Raw genomic sequence first — 19,351 nt, forward strand, 5'->3', positions numbered from 1 at the left:
ATATGTTCCAGGGCTGGTTGATGTTCTTACAACGGGTGATCCCCCAGGTGATTGTGCCTGCCTCCGGTCTGGTGACGGCCCTGGTCGTCGTTTCGATCATGGCGCTGCTGATTCAACTGCTGGGCCGCTTCGTCCTGCATCGTCTGCAGCAACAACATACGATCCCGGTTCCAAACCAGTGGAAGGTACGCTGGACGATTTCCCTGATCGTCTTCCTGGTGATCTCGTTCACCGGTGGTTTTGCCGTGGTGGGAATAGCGCATCAGGGTCTCTGGCTGTTCACTGCACCTGAAGGAGTGATTGGAAAGTCATCCGGTCCGCGTGAAGCCTCTTTTCGAATTTCCTCGCGTAACAGGTTGCGAAATATCGGGTTGGCGGTAGTGAATTATTCATCGGGCGATGTAGATCCATTGCCCACCGGTATCTATAATTCCACAGGTCAGCCATTACACAGTTGGCAGACTCAAATCCTGCCTTTCATGGATCAGGTAGAGCTGTATAAAAAAATTGATCTGGCAGAACCCTGGAATACTGAGAAAAATGCTCCGCACTTCAAAACCCATATTCCTGCTTATACGATCGATTCCCGTGACACTTTCGAGACCAACCTCCCGGATTATGGAGTCTCGGAATATTCATTGAACAGTCGTGTTTTTTATCCGGCATCCCGATTGAAATACGATCAAATTCCCGATGGTATTGCGAGCACTATCATGGCGGGTGAGATCGTGAGCCGTCTGCCAGCCTGGGGTAATCCTGCCAATCTTCGTGATCCCGCGTTAGGAATCAACCGCCATCCACAAGGTTTTGGCGGACCCTGGAAACGAAGGGAGGGAGCCAACATGTTATTCATGGATGGCAGTGGCAGGTTTATCAATCAAAACATCGATCCGGGAGTGCTCGAAGCTTTGAGTACGCCAGATGGCGGCGAGACCGTCGGCGAATATTAATTGCCGGGAGACAGTTATGGAGACAGAGGAAAAACAGGAAGAGGTGGATGGAATTCATCGCTGGATTGCGATCAGCGTATCTGTGTTCCTGTTGTGCGTGGGCTGGGCCTCTTATCTCGTACGGACATTCTCGCGCCTGACGATTTCACCTTCCCAGACACTCATGTTTCTGTCTACGCTGTTGCTGTTTGCTGTGGGCTTTCACTTGTACTGTCGCCGCATAAAAACCAAAGTGACTGCTGAGCCTGCGGAAGTTATACCGTGGCAGAGGCGCTGGAGTCTTACTCTGGTGACCATGTTTCTGCTGCTGGCGGTTAGTGGCATTTGTGTAATCAGCGTGACACATCAATTTTTCTGGATGGCGACGACACAAGACAAGATCTTTGAAAAGTTATATATGGGAAGCGCACGCCAGGCTGCCCGGCGGTCAACATCCAAAAATAATCTCAAGCAGATTGGGCTGGCGTTGCATAATTATCATGATATGTATCGCCAGTTTCCCGTTGGAGGAACCTTCGACAAAGCAGGTCAGCCGCAACACAGCTGGGCCACGCAGCTGTTACCATATCTGGATCATAAAACCCTGTATGAGCAGATAAACTTCGGTCAGCCCTGGACGGCCGACGATAACAGAGAGACGTTCGAAATCAATTTCATACTGCTGCAAAGCCCGGGGATGCCTTATGATTTTACTGAAGCAGAGGGGGAGGCGGCAGGATACAAACCCGCGCACTATGCTGCCAACAGTTATGTCTTATCCGCGAACTCCGGCATGGATTTACGTAAGATAAAAGATGGCACTTCTAATACAATACTGGCAGGCGAAGTCAGATCGGGCATCAAAGCCTGGGGTGATCCCACCAACTTTCGCGATCCGACTGAGGGCATCAATCGCAATCCGCGCGGCTTCGGCAGCAAGTTTAAAGGGGGAACCCACGTATTACTAGGGGATGGCTCGGTGCGCTTTCTTTCCGAAGACATTGACCCGGGTGTATTGAAAGCCCTCAGCACACCCAACGGCGGCGAACCGGTGGGTGAATTTTAGTTGGCTGTTCTTTCTCTGGATGCCGGTTTGAACTTACGTAGTTGTTCCCGGCGATAGCGAAAGATGCGTGCGACGTCTTTCTGTACAAACAGCCTATTGACCAGTGCGCCTCCTAAGACAGCATAACGGACATCGTCTGTGACCTGTGTACCAGCTTCGCATTCTGTGAATGTGTGTTCGTGATGCCAGAGTCGATACGGGCCTTTTAATTGCCGATCGACAAATCGGTAAGGGGGTTCCCATTCGCTGATTTCCGTTTTCCATTTGACGGGAATGCTATGCAGCTTGAGTTGGTAATCAATAAGTGTGCCTGCACGCATTTCGATGGGAGCCGGTGTCGTGATCTCAAAATTCAGCCAGGGTGGGGTCAGTGCCTCGAGATTTTCCGGTTCGGCGAAGAATGCGAAAACTTCCTCCAGTGCATACGGGATCACGGTCTCGGTATGCAGATGATAAATGCCATCCGACGCGCGTATGATCTGGATCGCTTCGTCCTGGAGTGAAGTTGTCGACATCTGTTTCCATTTCATCGAATTTGAAAAGTCGCGGTTGAAATCGGGGTGCTGTTGTCTATGAAATCTCAAAGACTGATCTAGAAGATTCCTGAAGGATTATGGTCACAACATGCGAATTGGGAATGACTTTTTCAGGCAGTTTCAAAAAAACGGATGGATAGAAGTAAGATGAATACCACTACTGCAGAACTGAATTCACAAACACTGGTGATCCTGGGCGCCACCGGCGCGGTTGGTTCGACACTAAGCCGTCGTCTCAAAGGGGCAGGCCATGAGGTGTTTCTGGCAGGCCGCAATCCACAGGTGCTGCGCGATTTGTCCGATGAACTGGCTGCACCCTCGCTGAGCCTGGATGTCCTTGAGCCGGGCTCCATTGAACGTACCATTCAGTCTGCCCGTGAGACTTACGATCACATTGATGGTGTCGTGAATTGCATCGGGTCGGTCTTTTTAAAGCCGGCTCACCTGACTTCGGATGAAGAATGGTCCGAGGTACTGGCCGTCAATCTGACGTCTGCCTTTGAGACGGTTCGCAGTGCCGCGAAGGTGATGGGAAAACAGGGGGGCTCGGTGGTATTGATTTCGTCTGCCGCGGCCCGGGTAGGGTTGGCCAATCACGAAGCGATCGCGGCTGCCAAAGCAGGGGTGATTGGCCTGACGCTCTCGGCGGCGGCTTCGTATGCCGGGCGCGGGATCCGTGTGAATGCGGTGGCCCCCGGACTGGTCAAATCCAACATGACCCGGCATTTGTGGGAATCAGAGGCAGCCGAGTCGATGTCCAGCAGCATGCACGCTTTGAATCGACTTGGGAAACCGGAACAGGTCGCATCGATGATTGAGTGGCTGTTGCAGCCTGCCAATGACTGGGTCACCGGCCAGGTATTCGGCGTTGATGGCGGCCTGGCGACCGTCATTCCCCGCGCTCGACAGAAAAGCCATTAAGGGTCTGCCTTAAGTGTCGAGAAATTCATAAATCGAATTGACGGCCGGCTGACCTGTGAAATTGGGACCTGCCTGATCCGAGGCACCGAGATAGCGACAGGGGAACTTGATCGTTTGAAAACCGCGACAAGCCAGGAGATGTCTGCGTTGATTGAAATCCAGTTTGTGTCGTCGTAGAAATTCGCGTTTCTCGCGGGAACTCCAGTTGCTGGTGCTGCTTTGCAGATTATCCAGATCCAGATGAGCGATGAACGTGCCATCGGCTTTCAACCAGCGAGCCGCGTCGGCGATCAGTTTCAGTTTATCACCAACATAATGCAGTCCGTGTACACAGGTAATCAGATCGTATTTCTTGCTGGTCGTCCAGTCATGCAGTGATGCTGTCTCCAGTTGCAGCGTGGAGGTAGAGTTTTCGACAGGCTGAAACAGATCGACGAGATCAATCCCCTGAATCTGAATGGACTGGTGTTGTGTACGAAAATATTCATCCGCCTGAATCAGCGCCCGGCCGGAACCACAACACAAATCGAGCCAGCGGACGTTGGAGTGTGTTCTGGCACGTGCCATTAAAAAATCGAGCGGATTCATTTTCAGGTCAGTGGTATAACTGTTCGTGCCTGTGATTTCCCGCTCACGATTCATGCGACAGTTCGCCGCCACATCCGACCATTCCAGTTCTGAGTTTGTCAGGAGAGGGTGTTTCATTTCTTAATGATCATGTATCTGAAAGTAGTGGAGATTGAGAAATTTAAGCGATCACCTTCACAACGACGGATGCTGCTATGATAGACAGACTGCAGGAATCCTCATTGTTTATAAAGACATATTCCTGATAGGGATGTGTTGTGGGGACGCTTTCATACATGTTGTTGAGTGCGGAAGCCAGTAAATCCGTCTGGGTAGTTTCCACACAAACATCTGCGATATCACCGATCCCTTGATGTAACAGTTGGATGACATCCTGAAAGACAAGCTCAATCTTCATATGATTCCAAGCGACGATGATGACCTTCAGTTGGGAATGCACTTTGACATACTGATCAAATTCGGCGTCTGCAAAGCCGACATCACATGACAAAGATCTAAGGCTCATACTTTATTTCCTGCCGCTGAATTTCTTGTGCAACCACTAACGAGAGCGGAAAAACAGTCTGTGTTGAATCGCCCATAATAAGCCGTATTCCAAGAGTCCCAGCAGTCCGCCGATCCCGCCGACCACCAGGCTGTTGGTGAGACTGAGGCTCATCAAATGAGTTCCAATCAAGATGCCAGTAGCTAAGCTGACACCCAGACAAAGCAGTAATGTGGCAAAACTCAACAGGTATTGCTTTGCAGACAACAGCTGGCCTCCTGCAGGGGCAAACAGGAAGCACCCTGTTATGGTACTGATTCCAGGGCCTTTACTGTCAGTGATTACAAGGCAACCAATGAACCACGTGAATAGCAGGGCTATTGTGCCAGCACAGAAAAACATGGTTTTGTTAAATAGAGGGTTCGATTGATTCATGATTCACCAATGGAACAGAAATCGATATTACTTCTGAATGCGTTGTTGCAGTTCCTGGAATCGTTGTTTTAATTCTTGATTGCCCAGATCGGGGTAGAGCAGCTTCGTTACGCCGAGCAGTTTTTTGGCTTCGGCTTCATTGCCGGAACCGAACGTGGTCTGAATGAGATGCAGGCGGGCGTCGAGCCAGGGGATGCTGCCTGGTTTTTCTGCTGATTCCAGCTGTCGCCATTTCTGGGCTGCTTCCCGCAGACAGGCTTTTGTGCCACAGCGTTCCAGGAGTGTGGCGACCTGTTTGACCAGTGCGCTGTCGCGGGGCGACTGTTTCAACAGTTCCTGGTAATACTCCAGCGCCCGGATATGCTGATTTGTTGCCATGTACGCTTCCGCCAGGCAGAGATCCAGTTGCTGTCGTTGCGGGGGAGTTAATTCATCGCGACGACTGATCAGCTTCTCAGCCGATCTCAATTGCAGCAGTCCCAGTTCGTAGCGCGTTTCGGCGGACAGGTCGAGGTTGATCTGTGAGACGCCATTCAGGACTGCCAGCAGTTCGTTTGTGCCTGCGTTCTCCAGGGTCTCTACCAGCGAGCGGGCCGCGGTCGGGTTTCCCTGACCGGCCAGAGTGATAATTTCCAGACGCCGCGCCTGATTCGAGATGTCATTCCAGCGTTGAATCACTTTTGCCGTCTGTGCCACACTGGTTTCTGTGTGCTCATTATTGCGTTTGAGTTCTGTGATACTGCGCGTGGCGCTGCTGATAATTAATTCCAGCAGCCGACTGGCTTTCTCGTATGACGGGGGTGAATCATTCAGGTAGATCTGCGTGAGCCGTAATGCGATGTCTGCCTGTGACTGCAGAATCAGCGGGTCAGATTCATCGGGGAAGCTTGCCAGGTATTTTTCCAGCACATCGATGGCTTCCTGCCGCCAGGCTTTTGTCGATTTACCCAGGGATGTCAGCCGTTGCAGGATCTGTTCGTAGCAGCGGGCGATTCCCAGATGTGCGTCAGCCGCCCGGGGATGGTTTTCGGGAACTTCGGCATACAGCACGAGTGCTTTGGAATATTGCAAACGCGCTTCTTCCAGTCGTGCCAGCATCCAGCCCGCTTCAAAGTCACTCTTGCTGCCGGGAAACTGTTTCTGAACTTCTTCCAGCGCGGTTGTGTAGGCGAGTCTGCGCGATTTGGTGCGGCTTTGTGTGTAGAGCTGACCCAGGCACCAGGCAGCCAGCAGGCCTGCATCTGCAGCGCGGGGCGCGGTACTGTATTTTCGGGACAGCGATTGAAATACCTTAGCTGCCTCCTGGTACTGTTTTGCCTGCAGCTGCAGTGAGGCACTCGTGAAGGCCAGTTCAAATGCCAGATCGCCTTTTCCCTCGTCGGTCGCCTGTTGTGCCGTCTTAGAATAGGCTTCGATGGCCTGTTCGATTTTTCCCTGCGCGTACAGGAGTTGAGCCTGTTTCAGACTTTGAGAAAGCTGACTGCCGTACTGATCGACCTGATGCTGCTGATCGACGAGCATCCAGGCCCGCTGTGACCAGTAACCCGGCTGCATCTGTTTAAGAAAATTTGAACGTGTTTCAACCTGCTGCCAGATTTCAGCTGCTAAAGCTTCCTGTTTTTTCTCCAACGCGATTTTTCTGAGCTGGATCAGCGCGGTGATTTCCAGGTAACCCAGTTCGCTGGAAATACTGCCGTGATCCTGGCGATACTGGATAATCTGTGACGCCGCCTGTTGTGCCTTTCCTTCCTGCAGCAGAATGTGCATGGATTCCACAAAGAGCGGCTCATTCAGATACGCCGGCGGTTTTTCTTTGAGCAGTGCCTGGATGCCTCGTGCTGCGCCGGCGGTGTCGCCATCAATCCGTTCGCATTGAATCAACGCGAGCTTACTGAGCCAGGTGAGTTGCAGGGTCGTTGCCCGGCGGGACAGTGGTTCCAGCCATTTTTCTGCGGCATCTACAGCTGCTTTCCGTTGCGGGCTGTTCGCTTCGTACAAATCCCCACGTTTCATTTCCGTTTGAGCGATCAGCAGTTGAAAGTCGAGCAGGGTATCACGGATGGTGGCTGCCTTGAGAACGGTAAATTTCTTGAAGGCACCCGATTTTTTCAGTAACTGACTTAAACGTGTTTCCGCCTGTATCAGTCGGGTGATCGCCTGCGTCAACTCCCTGATGGCTGACTCTCTGAGAGTTTGATTTTGTGGATCTGCTTTGACCTGCCAATACAGGATTTCGGCTTTGAGTGCCGCAATGCGTGCCCGCTCGGCTTCAAAGACGTTCGTGTCAGACCAGTCGGAATGTTCCTGGCTGAATTCTGCGATGGTTTCTTCTGCGCGTTTCCAGAGTTCCTCCTGTTCCTGGCCCTGCGTCGACATCGCATGCGCTGCCAGGGTGCGTATCAGTTCCAGTGTGTAGCGTGCTCGTTCCGTGTCGGTGATTCGGGGCTGTGCCAGACGATTTAAGCAATAACCTTCTGCAATGCCGAACAGATGCCGTTGACGCAGGCCTTCGAAATAAGAGTGCGTCGGGTCATCGGCTGAACTGATTGCCGGTGTGAAGATGACCAGAGCCAGCAGGCAGACACGAATCCACCACACAGACCGTCCGTAAGCGGTCACTGTTTTAGAATATTCAGAATGGGGAGAACAACATACCATGAATACAAAATAAGCAGCCGCGTGAAGCAGGAATGAGAGTGAGTTCGTTCGGAAACAGGCTACAGGCCTCTGCTATCATACACATTTCTGCAGAGATCAGACAGACCTGATTTACCGGCTCAACTCCTGATTCAAGGAGAAAAGCGGCGTTTATTCGGTTCGGGGGGCTTTAATCACTCGAGGCAGCTCGGGCAGCGTTACCAGATCGGCACCGGCATTGGTGCGATCAATGGCGGTGATTGTCGGGCTGCCATCTGTCGGCTGGGTGAACTGTAACTGTGCAGGCTGCAGTTCCGAGCATAGCGCATTGATCAGTTTCTGGCGGTCTGCGACCCAGGGGATTTCCATCTGGTAGCTGTTGACATCGGCAGAGAGCCCCCAGATATCTTTCCAGTCGAGGGCATCCATCGAGAGCGCTCCCGTGGTTCCCTGCTGAGACTGAATTGTCCAGAAGGTTCCGAAGCGGTCAAAATAATTGTTGGATCCGCGCCAGGTCAGCAGTTTCTGGCGGAAATCATTTTCGTTGGTATTGCCCTTCATCATCACAAACGGGGCATTGCTGCGTGAGAAGAATACATTGTTGCGGGCGGAGACGTGGAGCGGAATCAGTTCACGCGGAATCGCACCGCTGTCCATCACAGACAGCCCCTTACCCAGCACAAATGTAGAATGATTCAGGACCAGTTCCAGGTGATCGCCTTCGACCGGTTTGTTGCTGCAGCCCGTCAGTTCAATCAGGGACTGGGCAATCATTAAAGCAGAGTTGGTGATTTCCAGGCGTGTGGGGGCGGTTTCCCGAATGGAAAACGCGTGGCCGTCACAGCGAAGCACAGAGTTGACGATTTCTACAAACGTCGATTCTTTCACCTGGCGTTTGCCCATCATGGAATCGTCATTGAGACCCTGGTTGATGGGTTCGTTCATTTCGAAGATCGAAACCTGCTGGCTGGTGGTGTTGGCACAGGTGACAGTAACCTGGTGCAGGCGAATGTCATGCGCATTTTTCAGTGAGAAGATCGCCCAGGAATCCGTGTTGAGATCTTTGACGTCCACCATAATTCCCAGCTCAAACAGTTCCAGGGAACCATTGGCAATCTGAATCATGTGGGTCTGGAACCCTTCGGCTGGTTCTTCGACCGATTCGAACAGGAGGATCGGTTTCCGATCTTTGGCGGCGCGAATCCGCACGCGTTTGTTATTGATATGGATGGGGGCTTCTTTTCGAATACCGGTGAAACCGAGTTCGATGATACTGCCATCATCGGCGGCGGCACAGGCGGCATCCAGCGTTTTAAAATCCTGGCCGGCGGTGCCATCAGGATTGATAATGGTAATGGCAGGAATCTCGATCTTGCGAAATTCATTTTCGCTTTTCTTCGGGAACGGATCGGGTTCTGTTTCTGCCGGCACTTCGATGGCCGGAGCCAGCGGAACCATGGATTTATTCTGGCTGCTTTCAGACAAGGCGAGCTTTGTATCGGGCGTGTCATCCCGCAGTACCTTGTTCCCCGCTGCAGAACCAGGTCCGGAGCTGGTTCCGGCGTCCAGGAGTTCGCTGATGGTTCTTTTCGTTGACAGGAGTGGCACGTTGTCAAAAATTTCGCTCAGAGGCTTGTTATCCTCTTCCAGGTTCATCTTTGCTAAATGGTTTTCTTCGATGCTTTCACTGGCAGTCGTTGTTTTCTCTGGTGTCACAGCCTTCGTGACTGATTCAGGATTGTCTGGTGCGGGGGCAGTCAGAGAACCGACCATTTCTTTACCGGAGATGGCTGGTGTAATGGGAGTATCCGCTTTCGCGATAGCAAGATCCATCTCTGGTGTCTGTTGTTCGGTTTTTTTCGATGCTGGCTTGATCGAAGCATCACTTTTCTGACTGCTGTCTTGAGTCACATTGACTGAGGCAGGGTTAAATGCCGGATAGCGGTCGAGCAGGACAACAATGATGAGCAGGACAGCCGCGGTGGCAATCCAGCCAATATGTCTTTCCAGAAAACCGAGCCGCGAATTTGTCGGAGAGGTCCAGACCAGACCTTCTGGATTCACGCCGCGCAGATCCAGTTGTCCGGCGACCTGCATTAACTGGTACATCAACTCTTCGGGAGCCTGGTAGCGATCTTCCGGATCACTGGCCATCATTTTCTGAACGATCAGCGAAAGTTCGCGGGGTAGTTGTTTATTAATGGTTGCTGGATCGGGAACATTTTTTCCGGAGTGATCCAGCAGTTTCTGCAGCACGGTACCTTCCCCGTAGGGAGGCTCTCCTGTCAGCATATGATACAGGGTACAGCCCAGCGAATAGATATCACTGCGGACATCTACATTCCGCGGATCTTTGGCCTGCTCGGGCGAAATGTAATCGAACGTACCCAGTGTGGTTCCGGCTGTTGTCAGGTCGGCGGATGCATTATCGCTTTCCTTACGTGCCAGACCCAGGTCGACCAGTTTGGCGCGACCACCAGGGGTAATAATGATATTGGACGGTTTAATATCGCGGTGCACCACGCCCGCCTTGTTGATGTGCTTCAGCGCGGAGGCAATCTGCAAAGCATAATTGACGGCTTCTGCTGCCGGGAGGATGCCACGCGACTGAATGATCTCGCGAACGTTGGTCCCTTTAACATATTCAAAGGCGATGAAGTTCAGACCCTGGTCTTCGCCGATGTAAAACACACGCGAAATATTTTCGTGATCGAGTCGGGCGGCAGATTTGGCTTCGTTCTGGAATCGCTTGACCGATCCCGCATCGCGCGATTGACCGGGGCTTAATACTTTCAACGCCACGACACGGTCCAGGCGGGTATCGATGGCGCGAAAGACGGCACCCATGCCTCCCCGTCCGATGCGTTCCCGGATGACAAAGTGTTCCAGCTTCATACCGGATGGACTGGCTGTATCGTCTGGAGCTTCCGGATCCTCTGTTGTGGGAGGGAACAGTCGGTTCCAGATGGAAGAGCGGGCAAAATTTCCCGGGGCGCTGCCTTTATCACGATTCGAGTCAGGCGCGGGGATGGGCTCCAGCGGACTGATGATCGTCTCCGGACCTTCCGCATCAGGAACAGGCCGCGCGAAAAATTCGGGCAGAGATTCCTGTTCCGTCATCGATCGTTCTGATTTTGACTCGGAGCCCATGGTCTAAAGTTCACTTAAAAGTAGCGATGATTCAATGTGTGAAATGATATCGAACGTTTAATCGGGCAGGCAACAGCGCAATTCAAAATCACCCGGAATGGTGCAAAGTAATGCCGGATCATTGCGAGTCGTAGGCCCTGTGCAAGATTCGCTTGAGCACGATATTATGATTCTAGTCCTAAACCTTTTTGAAGTGACTGTTTAGGAGCTTGTTGTTACCTTGGAATTCCAGCGGTCTGAATCAGGGTGAAGAAGTGATAAGTGATCTCAGACAGGAATTCGTTTATAAAAATAAGGAACTACTATTATCATACGCGTTAGCCTCGTCATTCGTTCTGAGAAAATTTCAATTTCAGCGATTTTTCATCCAATTAATCAGGCACCTGAACTGCTGATTCGTCATCTTTTCGGCATTTGATTCCTGAAAGATCGAATGATCTGGTGCCACTGCCAGATGAATCAGAGGATCATGGGAGTCGTTTCGCTCAACTTTAAAACTCGATGATCTTGGATTCGTATTCTTCTTTGAAACCGACGCGATCTATCTTCAAACCAAAATGTTCACCAATTTTGACAGCCTCTCCCAGGCAGTAAACCTGATTGTTGATATACAATTCCAGGGGATCTTCACAGGGCTTGTCAAAGGTGATCAGGGAACCGGGGCAGATGGAAAGTAACTGGTTCATCTCAATCTTTTTGGATGCCAGTTTCACGATTGCCTGCACCGGCAATTTACTGATCCGATTAAGGGGATTCCGGTTCGAGTTGGCAGGAGTTGCCTGTACCATCTGTGGCGTCGCTTGAGGAGTAGAGGAAGGGGACGGCTGCGGTGCTGGATCGGCTTCCGGTTCAACGGATTCTGTAACTGGCGGTTTCGTCAGTGGCCAAATTACAGGGATCACAGCACTCGGGCTCTGGCCGTCGCTCTCTTCTTCTGAGGAAAATAAATGGATACGCATCAATGCTGCCCATTCACTGGGAGCACATGCGGTTACTTCGCTTAATAAACTGTCTACAAAATACGTTTTAAATTCGTCAACATCACCCAGATCCATCGGGATCAGGTTCATTGACCATTCCAGTGCCAGTGTCTGCAGACGTGATGTCTGCGAGTCACCTGGTTCGGAATACCAGTCTGGTAAAGGCAGACTCGCGGGGATCAGCCCGACCATTGCCTCGCCACCAATTCGAACCAGGGTAACCAGACCGGGACCCTGGAAAGCTTCCTCCAGTTCTTCAGGCGACCAGACACCAGACTCTCCCATTTCCAGCCGATATTGATAATCGAAACACTGGTTGAAAGAATCAGCAAGTGCAGACAGACTCTCACCCGTCTGGGTGAAGATGGTCTCTACATTTTCCTGGCTGAAGCCCGACATTTCTTGTGAATTAGATCCTTAAAATGATGTTTTGTCCATTATTCCGGAGACTGTAATCGTGGTCTGAAATGCAGAATCCTTAACTCATACAATCGACCAGTTGAAATTTAGTTCTTCACTCAAAATCGGCAATCTTCGCGTATTCGGAAAAGATTGACATTATTTGAGGTCTCTCCCTGCTTTATTTTAAACCATACCCCCGGTTGTACCGTTCTGATTCTAAGACGGACGATCACATTATCTGAGTGCCTGTAGGTAAGAGGAAATCCTATGCGTTGTCATGAAGTGGACTATGAAATATTCGGTTCGGATCTGCAGATCGTGGAGATCATTCTGGATCCGGGAGAATCGGTGGTTGCCGAAGCCGGCTCAATGAATTACATGGAGGAGGGGATCCGATTTGAAGCACGAATGGGTGATGGATCTCAACTCAATGAAGGCTTTTTCGGGAAAATATTCAAAGCGGGGAAACGCATGCTGTCAGGTGAGTCACTGTTTATGACACACTTTACAAACGAGGGATCGCGCGAGCAGCGCGTGGCATTTGCTGCCCCTTACCCGGGAAAAATCATCGCCATTGACATGGATAAAGTAGGGGGTGCGATTACCTGCCAGAAAGATTCGTTTCTGTGTGCCGCTTTAGGCACGGAAGTCACGATGGCCTTTAATAAACGTCTGGGTTCCGGGTTCTTTGGCGGGGAAGGTTTTATTCTGCAGCAACTGCGGGGCGATGGAATGGCGTTTGTGCATGCGGGCGGGACCGTCATCAAAAAGAAACTCAACGGTGAAACGCTCCGCGTGGATACAGGCTGTATTGTCGCGTTTACTGGCGACATCGACTACAGCATTGAAAAAGCCGGTAATTTAAAGTCGATGGTTCTGGGAGGAGAAGGTCTGTTTCTCGCGACGCTTCGTGGACATGGGACCGTACTTCTGCAGAGCCTGCCATTCTCCCGGCTGGCCGATCGCGTACTGGCACACGCGCCTGCGGCCGGAGGATCTTCGGTGGGGGAAGGCTCTGTACTGGGCGGCCTGGGTGACATGTTTGGCGACCGTTGAACTTCAAATCAGCAGGAATCAAAGTCAGATACGAACTTCAGAGAGAGGAGTCTGGAAATGCTTGCAAATCGAGACCGCATGCAGAGAGTCGGACGTAAGTTTATTATCTTTCTGGGGTTTATTTTTCTGATGGTCGGCTATGTGATGGCTTATCAGAAAGGTCTCCCACTCCTCGAACAGGCCCGCGCCAGTACCAGCTGGCCTGTGACAACAGGCGAAGTCCTCAAATCGGAAGTGAAATCACATCGCAGCAGTAATTCGAATTCGTCTACTTACTCTGCACATGTCGTGTATCACTACCAGATCGAAGGCAAAAATTTTGAAGCGCAAACGGTCTGGTTTGGCAGTGATATTTCCACGTCCGACCGATCGCTGGCTCAGAATACCGTCAAAAAGTATCCGGTCAAACAGAGCGTGAACGTGTACTATGATCCCCTGCATCCGGAAGCAGCGGTGCTGGAGCCGGGCGTCTTTAAAACCACCTGGTTCTATTATCTGTTTGGCTGGTTTTTTCTGGGGGTGGGGATCCTGATGGCGGGAATTCCGCTGTTCAGCTCGTTTTTTCGCCTGTTTATGAAAAGTGGCCCGATTGAAACGGCAAACTTTGCCGAATGAACGCCTGAATTCGCGCGATTCAGAAAACGGGCTTGCCTCAAAAAGAACCTCCTGATACAGAGCACCCACCTCTCTCACAAACTCCATTTCCAGGCTGTTTTCTGATGTCTTTTCTACAGCGAAAATATGCGCAAAAAACCATGTGGCTGCTGCTCGGCTTCTGCCTGCTTTGTTCCACGATGACAGGCTGTGCTACAACTCCCTATGTCTACCAGCCCGCTCTGATCCAATCCCCCGAGCCTTTACTCGCAGAAGGAGAGCCCCAGATCGCGAGAGGCAAACGCAGACCTGTCATTGATGGCATTGGCTGGGTTGTCGGGATTCCCGGGAAAGTTCTGTTGTGGGACCGACGGATCGATAATCATAAAATTTCTCCGGAAACCGAAGCGACGATTGCTGCCTACCTGGAAAAGAACGGGCTGGAGCAGGTGAAGGTCCGCATTAATGAATACGATCCGGTGGGAGAATGGAAGCGACTGCGAAAGAATAAAGCTGTTGGGTGGGGCTGGCGCTATACCGCGGGCACTTTGACGGCTCTCTCCTATACGCTGCTGCCCGGACGGATTATTGGAGGCGACAACTACAATCCGTTTACCAATACGATCAGCCTCTATTCCGATCATCCCGCGGTCGCGTTGCATGAAGGGGGACACGCGAAAGATTTTGGAACCCGGAAATATAAAGGCACGTATGCGGTTGCGGGCGCACTGCCCATCATTTCACTCTGGCCGGAAGCGATTGCCACCAATGATGCATTAGGTTATCTGCGCGCGGAAGAAGACTATGAGCTGGAAGAAGAAGCGTACCAGGTGCTCTATCCGGCTTACGCGACTTATATCGCAGGGGCGGCAACTCCCTTCCTGCCTTATGGAGATCTGGCAGTGAAAGCGGGTACTGTGATCCCCGGTCATCTGGCGGGGCGCTGGAAAGCACGCGAAGTGAAACAGGAACAGCTCGCGCGGCATGCCCGGTCTGAATTGCAGCAGGTCTCAGCGACTCAAACTGAACCGAAGCCAAACCAGATGGATGAGAATTCACAGCAGATACAACAGGCTCACTTTGAACAGGCGGCCCGGCCTGACGGACAGGTAATGCAGACTGACAACAGCGTCAAACAAATGCAATTCAATCAGGCTGGTGAGTAGCTCAAGATCAGTTTGAAGGAGCGATTGTTGGGCTACCTACTTGGGTCAACCGCTCGTGAGGTTCATTGCACAGGGGGTAGCTGCTGGTAGAAGACAGCAGGATTTGAGCCAGTGTTGTTTCTGCAAAAGCGGTTTCTGTTTCACGCATGGCATCGTCGAGTTTACGGTGCAGCGGACATAAATTGGCACCATGCCCTTTTAAACCCAGCGGGCAAGTCTTAATGCGGCAGATTGGATCGACGGCATTGACGACTTCCAGCAGACTCAATTCCTCGGGAGTTTTGACCAGAGAGATACCACCGCCGATTCCCCGCTGTGAATGCACGACGCTTGACTGACGCAGACTCTGGAGCACTTTTGAAAGATAGGCCTGGGGTACCTTGGTGGCTTTTGCAATTTGTTCAGTAGTACAAGGATTGGGAGCCTGATCCGCGAGGTGGACAATCGCTCGGAGTGCATATTCAACAGTCTGGGAAAACATAGGAAGGTCCTTTAAACGATAATTGGACATTGATGTCTATTATGGCGTTTGTTATTCTTCAATTCAATCTCAAATTATTATAGTCGCTCCAGTCTGGGAGAAATCAAAAATGAAGCAGATTGATGAAGAAAAACTGGAATCAGATTTAGGCTATCGCTTTCAGTATCTGGTGGAATTTATTGGAATTACGGAAAACGATGTTCACGCAATTCACGCAGCCGCAGAGGCGGTAGCACCACTGGTTCCCTCGCTGGTGGATGCAGTCTATGATCAATTGTTCCGATATGATTGCACAAAACGACATTTTGTGCCACGCCAGTATGGTTACGAGGGACAAACTCCTGAGAGCCTTGAAACCCTGACGCTGGATCACGAAATGATTCAGTTTCGCAAGCAGCACCTGGGCCGTTATCTGGAAGCGCTGGTCACTCGTCCGTATGACGAAAAAATGGTGCAGTACCTGGATCTGGTGGGAAAAATTCATACTCCCAAAGCAGGTAGTCCGGCTCTGGACGTGCCTCTCGTACAGATGAATGCCCTGATGGGATTTGTTTCAACCGCGTTGATCAACGCGATCCTTGGGCTGAACCTGGAGCGCGCAACAGAAGTCAAAACCTTACTGGCATTCAACAAACTGCTCTGGGTTCAGAACGATCTGATCAACCGCCATTATTGTGTATGATTATTGATCCAGCGCCGGTTGCCGGACATCCACACAGGCAATATTCCCTGCTGAGTCACGACAGTAAATTTGTCCGCCACAGAGTAGAGGAACCGTCCAGCATTGATGATCGAGCACCTTGAATCGGGAAATTTCCTGATAGGATTCAGGGGACGCTTTGGCAGTGACGAGGGTTCCTTCATCGGAAAGGATGATCAGTTTGCCATCTGAAATCAAAATAGAGCCGCAGCCAAATCCAGCTTCGCGCCATTTCACTTTGCCCGTCTGCTGATCGAGGCAGTTCAGACGAACGATGCGACCCAGGTTGGAATTCCCGTCCATGCCATAAAAGTGTTTCTGAAACAGCACACTGTTGTTGAAGTGATTCTTCATGTCTTTATTTGTGTAGCGGGCCGTGAGTTTCCCATTTTCAAATTCGAGCAGCGCACAACCCTTATGGTAACCCGACGAGATAAAAATCGTTTTGCCGTCGATGATGGGTGTGGTGGAATTCGTATCAAAGGGGGAAGGCCAGTTGAAGGTGGTGACTTCGACACCATCAGAGGCGCGGGTAATTGTGAGGCAGTCGTTATTCAGCAGGGCCAGATATTTTGTTCCCTCCACTTCGAAGGGAGCCGGTGTTCCATAACCCGGCATGTGAGGCGTGGATTTCCAGATCTCTTTCCCCGTGCGTTTATCCAGCGCGACCAGTCGCCCGGCTTCGATCAGTAGTTTTTCACCCTGGATCAGCGGCGAACAGGTAAAGCCCCACTCGGGGACTTCCATGTCGTAGGCATCGGTCAGTTTCTTTTCCCAGATGATCTTGCCTGTTTTGAGTTCGAAGCAGATTAACCGACCATCTCGGCTGTTCGTATAAAGGAAATTACCATCAATGGTCGGCGTGGCTCCGGGGCCACCAGCGTTCAGATGATTGACCAGTTCCGCGGGATAGCTTTGTTCCCAGATGACATCGCCTGTCTTAGCATCCAGGCAATACACACTTTCGTTGCCCTCTTTGTGTCCCATCGTATACAGGCGGCCGTTGGCAGCAGAGATCGAACTGTAACCGGTTCCCACATTTCTGCGCCAGCTGACTTCAGGTGGTTTGTCGGCCCAGTCAGCGCGCCAGCCGGTTTCTCTCGATATGCCATCAAAGTTCGGCCCCAACCAGTGCGGCCAGAAACCGGTCTGCGGGACCGGTGCCGATTTTGTTCGGGCCTCTTTAAATGAAACTTCTGCGATGACGGGCGGTAGCGACTCTGTTGGCTCAGTCGATTCACCGGCTGCGACGGTTTCCGGTGCCGCTTCACTGCAGGCCATCAGGGTGAGGCAGGCCAGCGAACACAGAAACGGGGCGACAAATTTCATTCCGTTCTCCTAAAAGGGTGTCACCCTATTATGCCCGCTGATCCCTTACTTGGGAATGTCAACTTTGATCCGGAGATCGCGGAGCTGGTGGGGATCGACTTCTGAGGGAGCACCACTCAGCAGGTCGGCTGCTTTTTGAGTTTTGGGGAACGCGATGACGTCACGGATATTATCGTTTCCGCAGAGCAGCATCACCAGGCGGTCCAGGCCCAGAGCAGCGCCGGCGTGTGGAGGCGCCCCGTAACGCAGTGCCTGCAGCAGGAAGCCAAACCGCTCCTCTGCTTCTTCCGCCGAGATTCCCAGCAGGTCAAAGATGGTCTGCTGGACTTTCTGATCGTGCACACGGACACTGCCGCTGGCTAATTCATAACCGTTCATTACCAGGTCATACGATTGTGCCCGCACTTTGGCCGGGTCACTTTCAAAGTACTGTACGTCTTCTTCGACAGGCTGGCAGAAGGGATGATGCTCGGCGTCCCAGCGTTTTTCTTCTTCGTTGTAAGAGAGCAGCGGGAAATTGACGACCCAGCAGCACTCGAAATCATCCGGACCATACAGTTCCAGTTCTTTGCCCAGCCGGTTTCGTAAAGCAGCCAGAGCCGCTGAAGTGACGGCGCACTGGTCGGCAACGAAGAACAGCAGGTCGCCCACTTCCGCATTCATGGCTTCCATGATCTTCTGCTTGTCTTCATCGGAGAAGAACTTCGCGATGGGGGAATGCAGTCCTTCATCAGTGACCTTGAAGAAGGCCAGCCCTTTGGCACCATACTCGCCGACGAATTCGGTCAGGCCGTCGATGTCTTTGCGGCTATAGCGGTCGGCGGCGGCTTTGGCGTTCAAACCTCTGACGCGGCCGCCGGTCTCCATGGTTTTCTTGAAGACGGCAAAGTCACAGCTGGCAGCAATCTCACCCACATCAATCAGTTCCAGGCCAAACCGCAGGTCCGGTTTGTCGGAACCATATTTTTCCATCACATCATGATAGTCATATCGGGGGAGTGGCTCGGTGATTTCGATGCTCCGCAGCTCTTTCAGAATGCGGGCGATCAGGCCGTCGATTAATGTCAGGATGTCTTCCTGTTCGACAAACGCCATCTCGAGATCGATTTGTGTGAATTCCGGCTGACGGTCGGCACGCAGGTCTTCATCGCGGAAACAGCGGGCAATCTGCATGTAGCGGTCATAGCCGCCAATCATCAGAATCTGTTTGTAAATCTGTGGCGATTGAGGCAATGCATAAAAGCTGCCTTCATGGACGCGGCTGGGAACCAGGTAATCGCGGGCCCCTTCCGGTGTGCTGCGACCCAGGATGGGTGTTTCGATTTCCAGGAACTGATGCTCATCAAAATAGTCGCGCGTCAGTTTAGTCAGGCGATGGCGGACCTTTAACGCTTCCTGCAGACGTTCGCTCCGCAGATCGAGGAAGCGATAGGTCAAACGCAGTTCTTCGTTGGGCAGCTCGCTCGTGCCCGGTTCAAAGGGAGGCGTCTTGCTTTTGTTGAGCACTTTCAGCTCGTGGGCACGGATTTCAATTTTTCCGGTCGCCAGTTTTTCGTTTTCCCGATCATCCCGCAGCACCACTTCGCCGGACACCTGAATGACGTCTTCCGCGCGTAGAGAGCGGGCCAGTTCATGCATGGCGGCGTCACGATCGGGGTTGAATACGATCTGAGTCACTCCGTAGCGATCGCGCAGGTCGATAAAAGCCAGGCCGCCATGGTCGCGACCGCGGATCACCCAGCCCGCCAGTGTGACCGTCTGCCCGACATGATCTGTTCTTAATTCGCCACAGGTATGTGTTCGTAACACCTTAGTATGTCCTTGGTAAGAAAGCTGCAGTACCGAAATAACGTTTGTGTGGATCCCGCGCGGTCAGGAGTAGATTCGGTCTGCCTGA

The 19,351-nt window shown here is 51.9% G+C and carries 17 protein-coding genes; 7 read left to right on the plus strand and 10 right to left on the minus strand.

Translation table 11 applies throughout. The features are described 5' to 3' along the window. Window positions 1–20: 20 nt before the first annotated feature. Window positions 21–950 (plus strand): DUF1559 family PulG-like putative transporter, encoded by a 930-nt coding sequence (locus tag GmarT_RS00560; protein WP_157158976.1) that lies wholly within the window; start codon window positions 21–23, stop codon window positions 948–950. A gap of 16 nt (window positions 951–966) precedes the next feature. Further along, complete coding sequence (locus GmarT_RS00565; RefSeq protein ID WP_002648069.1) at window positions 967–1,995, plus strand: DUF1559 domain-containing protein; 1,029 nt, start codon at window positions 967–969, stop codon at window positions 1,993–1,995. On the opposite strand, the gene GmarT_RS00570 is transcribed toward GmarT_RS00565, so the two are convergent. Then, window positions 1,992–2,510 carry an SRPBCC family protein gene (locus tag GmarT_RS00570; protein WP_002648068.1) on the minus strand — a complete coding sequence of 173 codons (519 nt, stop codon included), beginning with the start codon at window positions 2,508–2,510 and terminating at the stop codon, window positions 1,992–1,994. The two genes, GmarT_RS00565 and GmarT_RS00570, sit on opposite strands and share 4 nt — an antisense overlap. 168 nt (window positions 2,511–2,678) lie before the next feature. Between GmarT_RS00570 and GmarT_RS00575 the strand changes: the two genes are divergently transcribed. Continuing rightward, complete coding sequence (locus tag GmarT_RS00575) at window positions 2,679–3,452, plus strand: SDR family NAD(P)-dependent oxidoreductase (protein WP_002648067.1); 774 nt, start codon at window positions 2,679–2,681, stop codon at window positions 3,450–3,452. 9 nt (window positions 3,453–3,461) lie between these two features. Here the strand turns inward: GmarT_RS00575 and GmarT_RS00580 are convergent, their stop codons facing one another. The 6 genes from GmarT_RS00580 to GmarT_RS00605 all read right to left on the minus strand — a co-directional run bounded on the left by GmarT_RS00580 (window position 3,462) and on the right by GmarT_RS00605 (window position 12,125). Further along, window positions 3,462–4,157: a class I SAM-dependent methyltransferase gene (locus GmarT_RS00580; RefSeq protein WP_002648066.1), complete on the minus strand. Its 696-nt coding sequence runs from the start codon at window positions 4,155–4,157 to the stop codon at window positions 3,462–3,464. A 43-nt stretch (window positions 4,158–4,200) separates the two neighbouring features. Then, entirely contained in the window at window positions 4,201–4,545 is a 345-nt protein-coding gene (locus GmarT_RS00585; RefSeq protein ID WP_149302376.1) for a hypothetical protein, read from the minus strand. A gap of 36 nt (window positions 4,546–4,581) precedes the next feature. Further along, window positions 4,582–4,791 carry a hypothetical protein gene (locus tag GmarT_RS00590; RefSeq protein ID WP_149302377.1) on the minus strand — a complete coding sequence of 70 codons (210 nt, stop codon included), beginning with the start codon at window positions 4,789–4,791 and terminating at the stop codon, window positions 4,582–4,584. A 195-nt stretch (window positions 4,792–4,986) separates the two neighbouring features. Beyond that, entirely contained in the window at window positions 4,987–7,557 is a 2,571-nt protein-coding gene (locus GmarT_RS00595; RefSeq protein WP_044239342.1) for a tetratricopeptide repeat protein, read from the minus strand. Window positions 7,558–7,767: 210 nt separating this feature from the next. Continuing rightward, complete coding sequence (locus tag GmarT_RS00600) at window positions 7,768–10,716, minus strand: serine/threonine-protein kinase (protein ID WP_052301273.1); 2,949 nt, start codon at window positions 10,714–10,716, stop codon at window positions 7,768–7,770. A gap of 521 nt (window positions 10,717–11,237) precedes the next feature. After that, complete coding sequence (locus GmarT_RS00605) at window positions 11,238–12,125, minus strand: flagellar motor switch protein FliN (RefSeq protein ID WP_002648061.1); 888 nt, start codon at window positions 12,123–12,125, stop codon at window positions 11,238–11,240. A 270-nt stretch (window positions 12,126–12,395) separates the two neighbouring features. Between GmarT_RS00605 and GmarT_RS00610 the strand changes: the two genes are divergently transcribed. From GmarT_RS00610 to GmarT_RS00620, 3 genes are all read left to right on the plus strand, one after another. Beyond that, window positions 12,396–13,184, plus strand: coding sequence for a TIGR00266 family protein (locus tag GmarT_RS00610; RefSeq protein WP_002648060.1), 789 nt, complete (start codon window positions 12,396–12,398; stop codon window positions 13,182–13,184). A 57-nt stretch (window positions 13,185–13,241) separates the two neighbouring features. After that, entirely contained in the window at window positions 13,242–13,799 is a 558-nt protein-coding gene (locus tag GmarT_RS00615) for a DUF3592 domain-containing protein (RefSeq protein WP_002648059.1), read from the plus strand. A 104-nt stretch (window positions 13,800–13,903) separates the two neighbouring features. Further along, window positions 13,904–14,944 carry a hypothetical protein gene (locus tag GmarT_RS00620; protein WP_149302379.1) on the plus strand — a complete coding sequence of 347 codons (1,041 nt, stop codon included), beginning with the start codon at window positions 13,904–13,906 and terminating at the stop codon, window positions 14,942–14,944. Between the two features lie 7 nt (window positions 14,945–14,951). Here GmarT_RS00620 and GmarT_RS00625 read toward each other — a convergent pair whose 3' ends face one another. After that, a complete protein-coding gene (locus GmarT_RS00625) occupies window positions 14,952–15,425 on the minus strand; it encodes an RrF2 family transcriptional regulator (protein WP_002648057.1) in 474 nt (157 codons plus the stop codon). Between the two features lie 109 nt (window positions 15,426–15,534). On the opposite strand from GmarT_RS00625, the gene GmarT_RS00630 reads away from it, so the two are divergent. Continuing rightward, window positions 15,535–16,107: a protoglobin family protein gene (locus GmarT_RS00630; protein WP_002648056.1), complete on the plus strand. Its 573-nt coding sequence runs from the start codon at window positions 15,535–15,537 to the stop codon at window positions 16,105–16,107. Here the strand turns inward: GmarT_RS00630 and GmarT_RS00635 are convergent, their stop codons facing one another. Then, entirely contained in the window at window positions 16,108–17,454 is a 1,347-nt protein-coding gene (locus GmarT_RS00635) for an outer membrane protein assembly factor BamB family protein (RefSeq protein WP_002648055.1), read from the minus strand. Window positions 17,455–17,499: 45 nt separating this feature from the next. After that, window positions 17,500–19,263, minus strand: coding sequence for an aspartate--tRNA ligase (gene aspS / locus GmarT_RS00640; protein ID WP_002648054.1), 1,764 nt, complete (start codon window positions 19,261–19,263; stop codon window positions 17,500–17,502). Window positions 19,264–19,351 lie beyond the last annotated feature (88 nt).

Origin of the sequence: Gimesia maris (assembly GCF_008298035.1) — a bacterium.
GTDB classification, from domain to species: Bacteria; Planctomycetota; Planctomycetia; order Planctomycetales; family Planctomycetaceae; genus Gimesia; species Gimesia maris.

What these genes read in the sequence shown, in the direction of transcription:
- GmarT_RS00560 (WP_157158976.1), top strand. Translation starts at nt 21, where the DNA reads ATGTTCTTACAACGGGTGATCCCCCAGGTGATTGTGCCTGCCTCCGGT.
- GmarT_RS00565 (WP_002648069.1), top strand. Translation starts at nt 967, where the DNA reads ATGGAGACAGAGGAAAAACAGGAAGAGGTGGATGGAATTCATCGCTGG.
- GmarT_RS00570 (WP_002648068.1), bottom strand. Translation starts at nt 2,510, where the DNA reads ATGTCGACAACTTCACTCCAGGACGAAGCGATCCAGATCATACGCGCG.
- GmarT_RS00575 (WP_002648067.1), top strand. Translation starts at nt 2,679, where the DNA reads ATGAATACCACTACTGCAGAACTGAATTCACAAACACTGGTGATCCTG.
- GmarT_RS00580 (WP_002648066.1), bottom strand. Translation starts at nt 4,157, where the DNA reads ATGAAACACCCTCTCCTGACAAACTCAGAACTGGAATGGTCGGATGTG.
- GmarT_RS00585 (WP_149302376.1), bottom strand. Translation starts at nt 4,545, where the DNA reads ATGAGCCTTAGATCTTTGTCATGTGATGTCGGCTTTGCAGACGCCGAA.
- GmarT_RS00600 (WP_052301273.1), bottom strand. Translation starts at nt 10,716, where the DNA reads ATGACGGAACAGGAATCTCTGCCCGAATTTTTCGCGCGGCCTGTTCCT.
- GmarT_RS00605 (WP_002648061.1), bottom strand. Translation starts at nt 12,125, where the DNA reads ATGTCGGGCTTCAGCCAGGAAAATGTAGAGACCATCTTCACCCAGACG.
- GmarT_RS00610 (WP_002648060.1), top strand. Translation starts at nt 12,396, where the DNA reads ATGCGTTGTCATGAAGTGGACTATGAAATATTCGGTTCGGATCTGCAG.
- GmarT_RS00615 (WP_002648059.1), top strand. Translation starts at nt 13,242, where the DNA reads ATGCTTGCAAATCGAGACCGCATGCAGAGAGTCGGACGTAAGTTTATT.
- GmarT_RS00620 (WP_149302379.1), top strand. Translation starts at nt 13,904, where the DNA reads ATGTCTTTTCTACAGCGAAAATATGCGCAAAAAACCATGTGGCTGCTG.
- GmarT_RS00625 (WP_002648057.1), bottom strand. Translation starts at nt 15,425, where the DNA reads ATGTTTTCCCAGACTGTTGAATATGCACTCCGAGCGATTGTCCACCTC.
- GmarT_RS00630 (WP_002648056.1), top strand. Translation starts at nt 15,535, where the DNA reads ATGAAGCAGATTGATGAAGAAAAACTGGAATCAGATTTAGGCTATCGC.
- GmarT_RS00635 (WP_002648055.1), bottom strand. Translation starts at nt 17,454, where the DNA reads ATGAAATTTGTCGCCCCGTTTCTGTGTTCGCTGGCCTGCCTCACCCTG.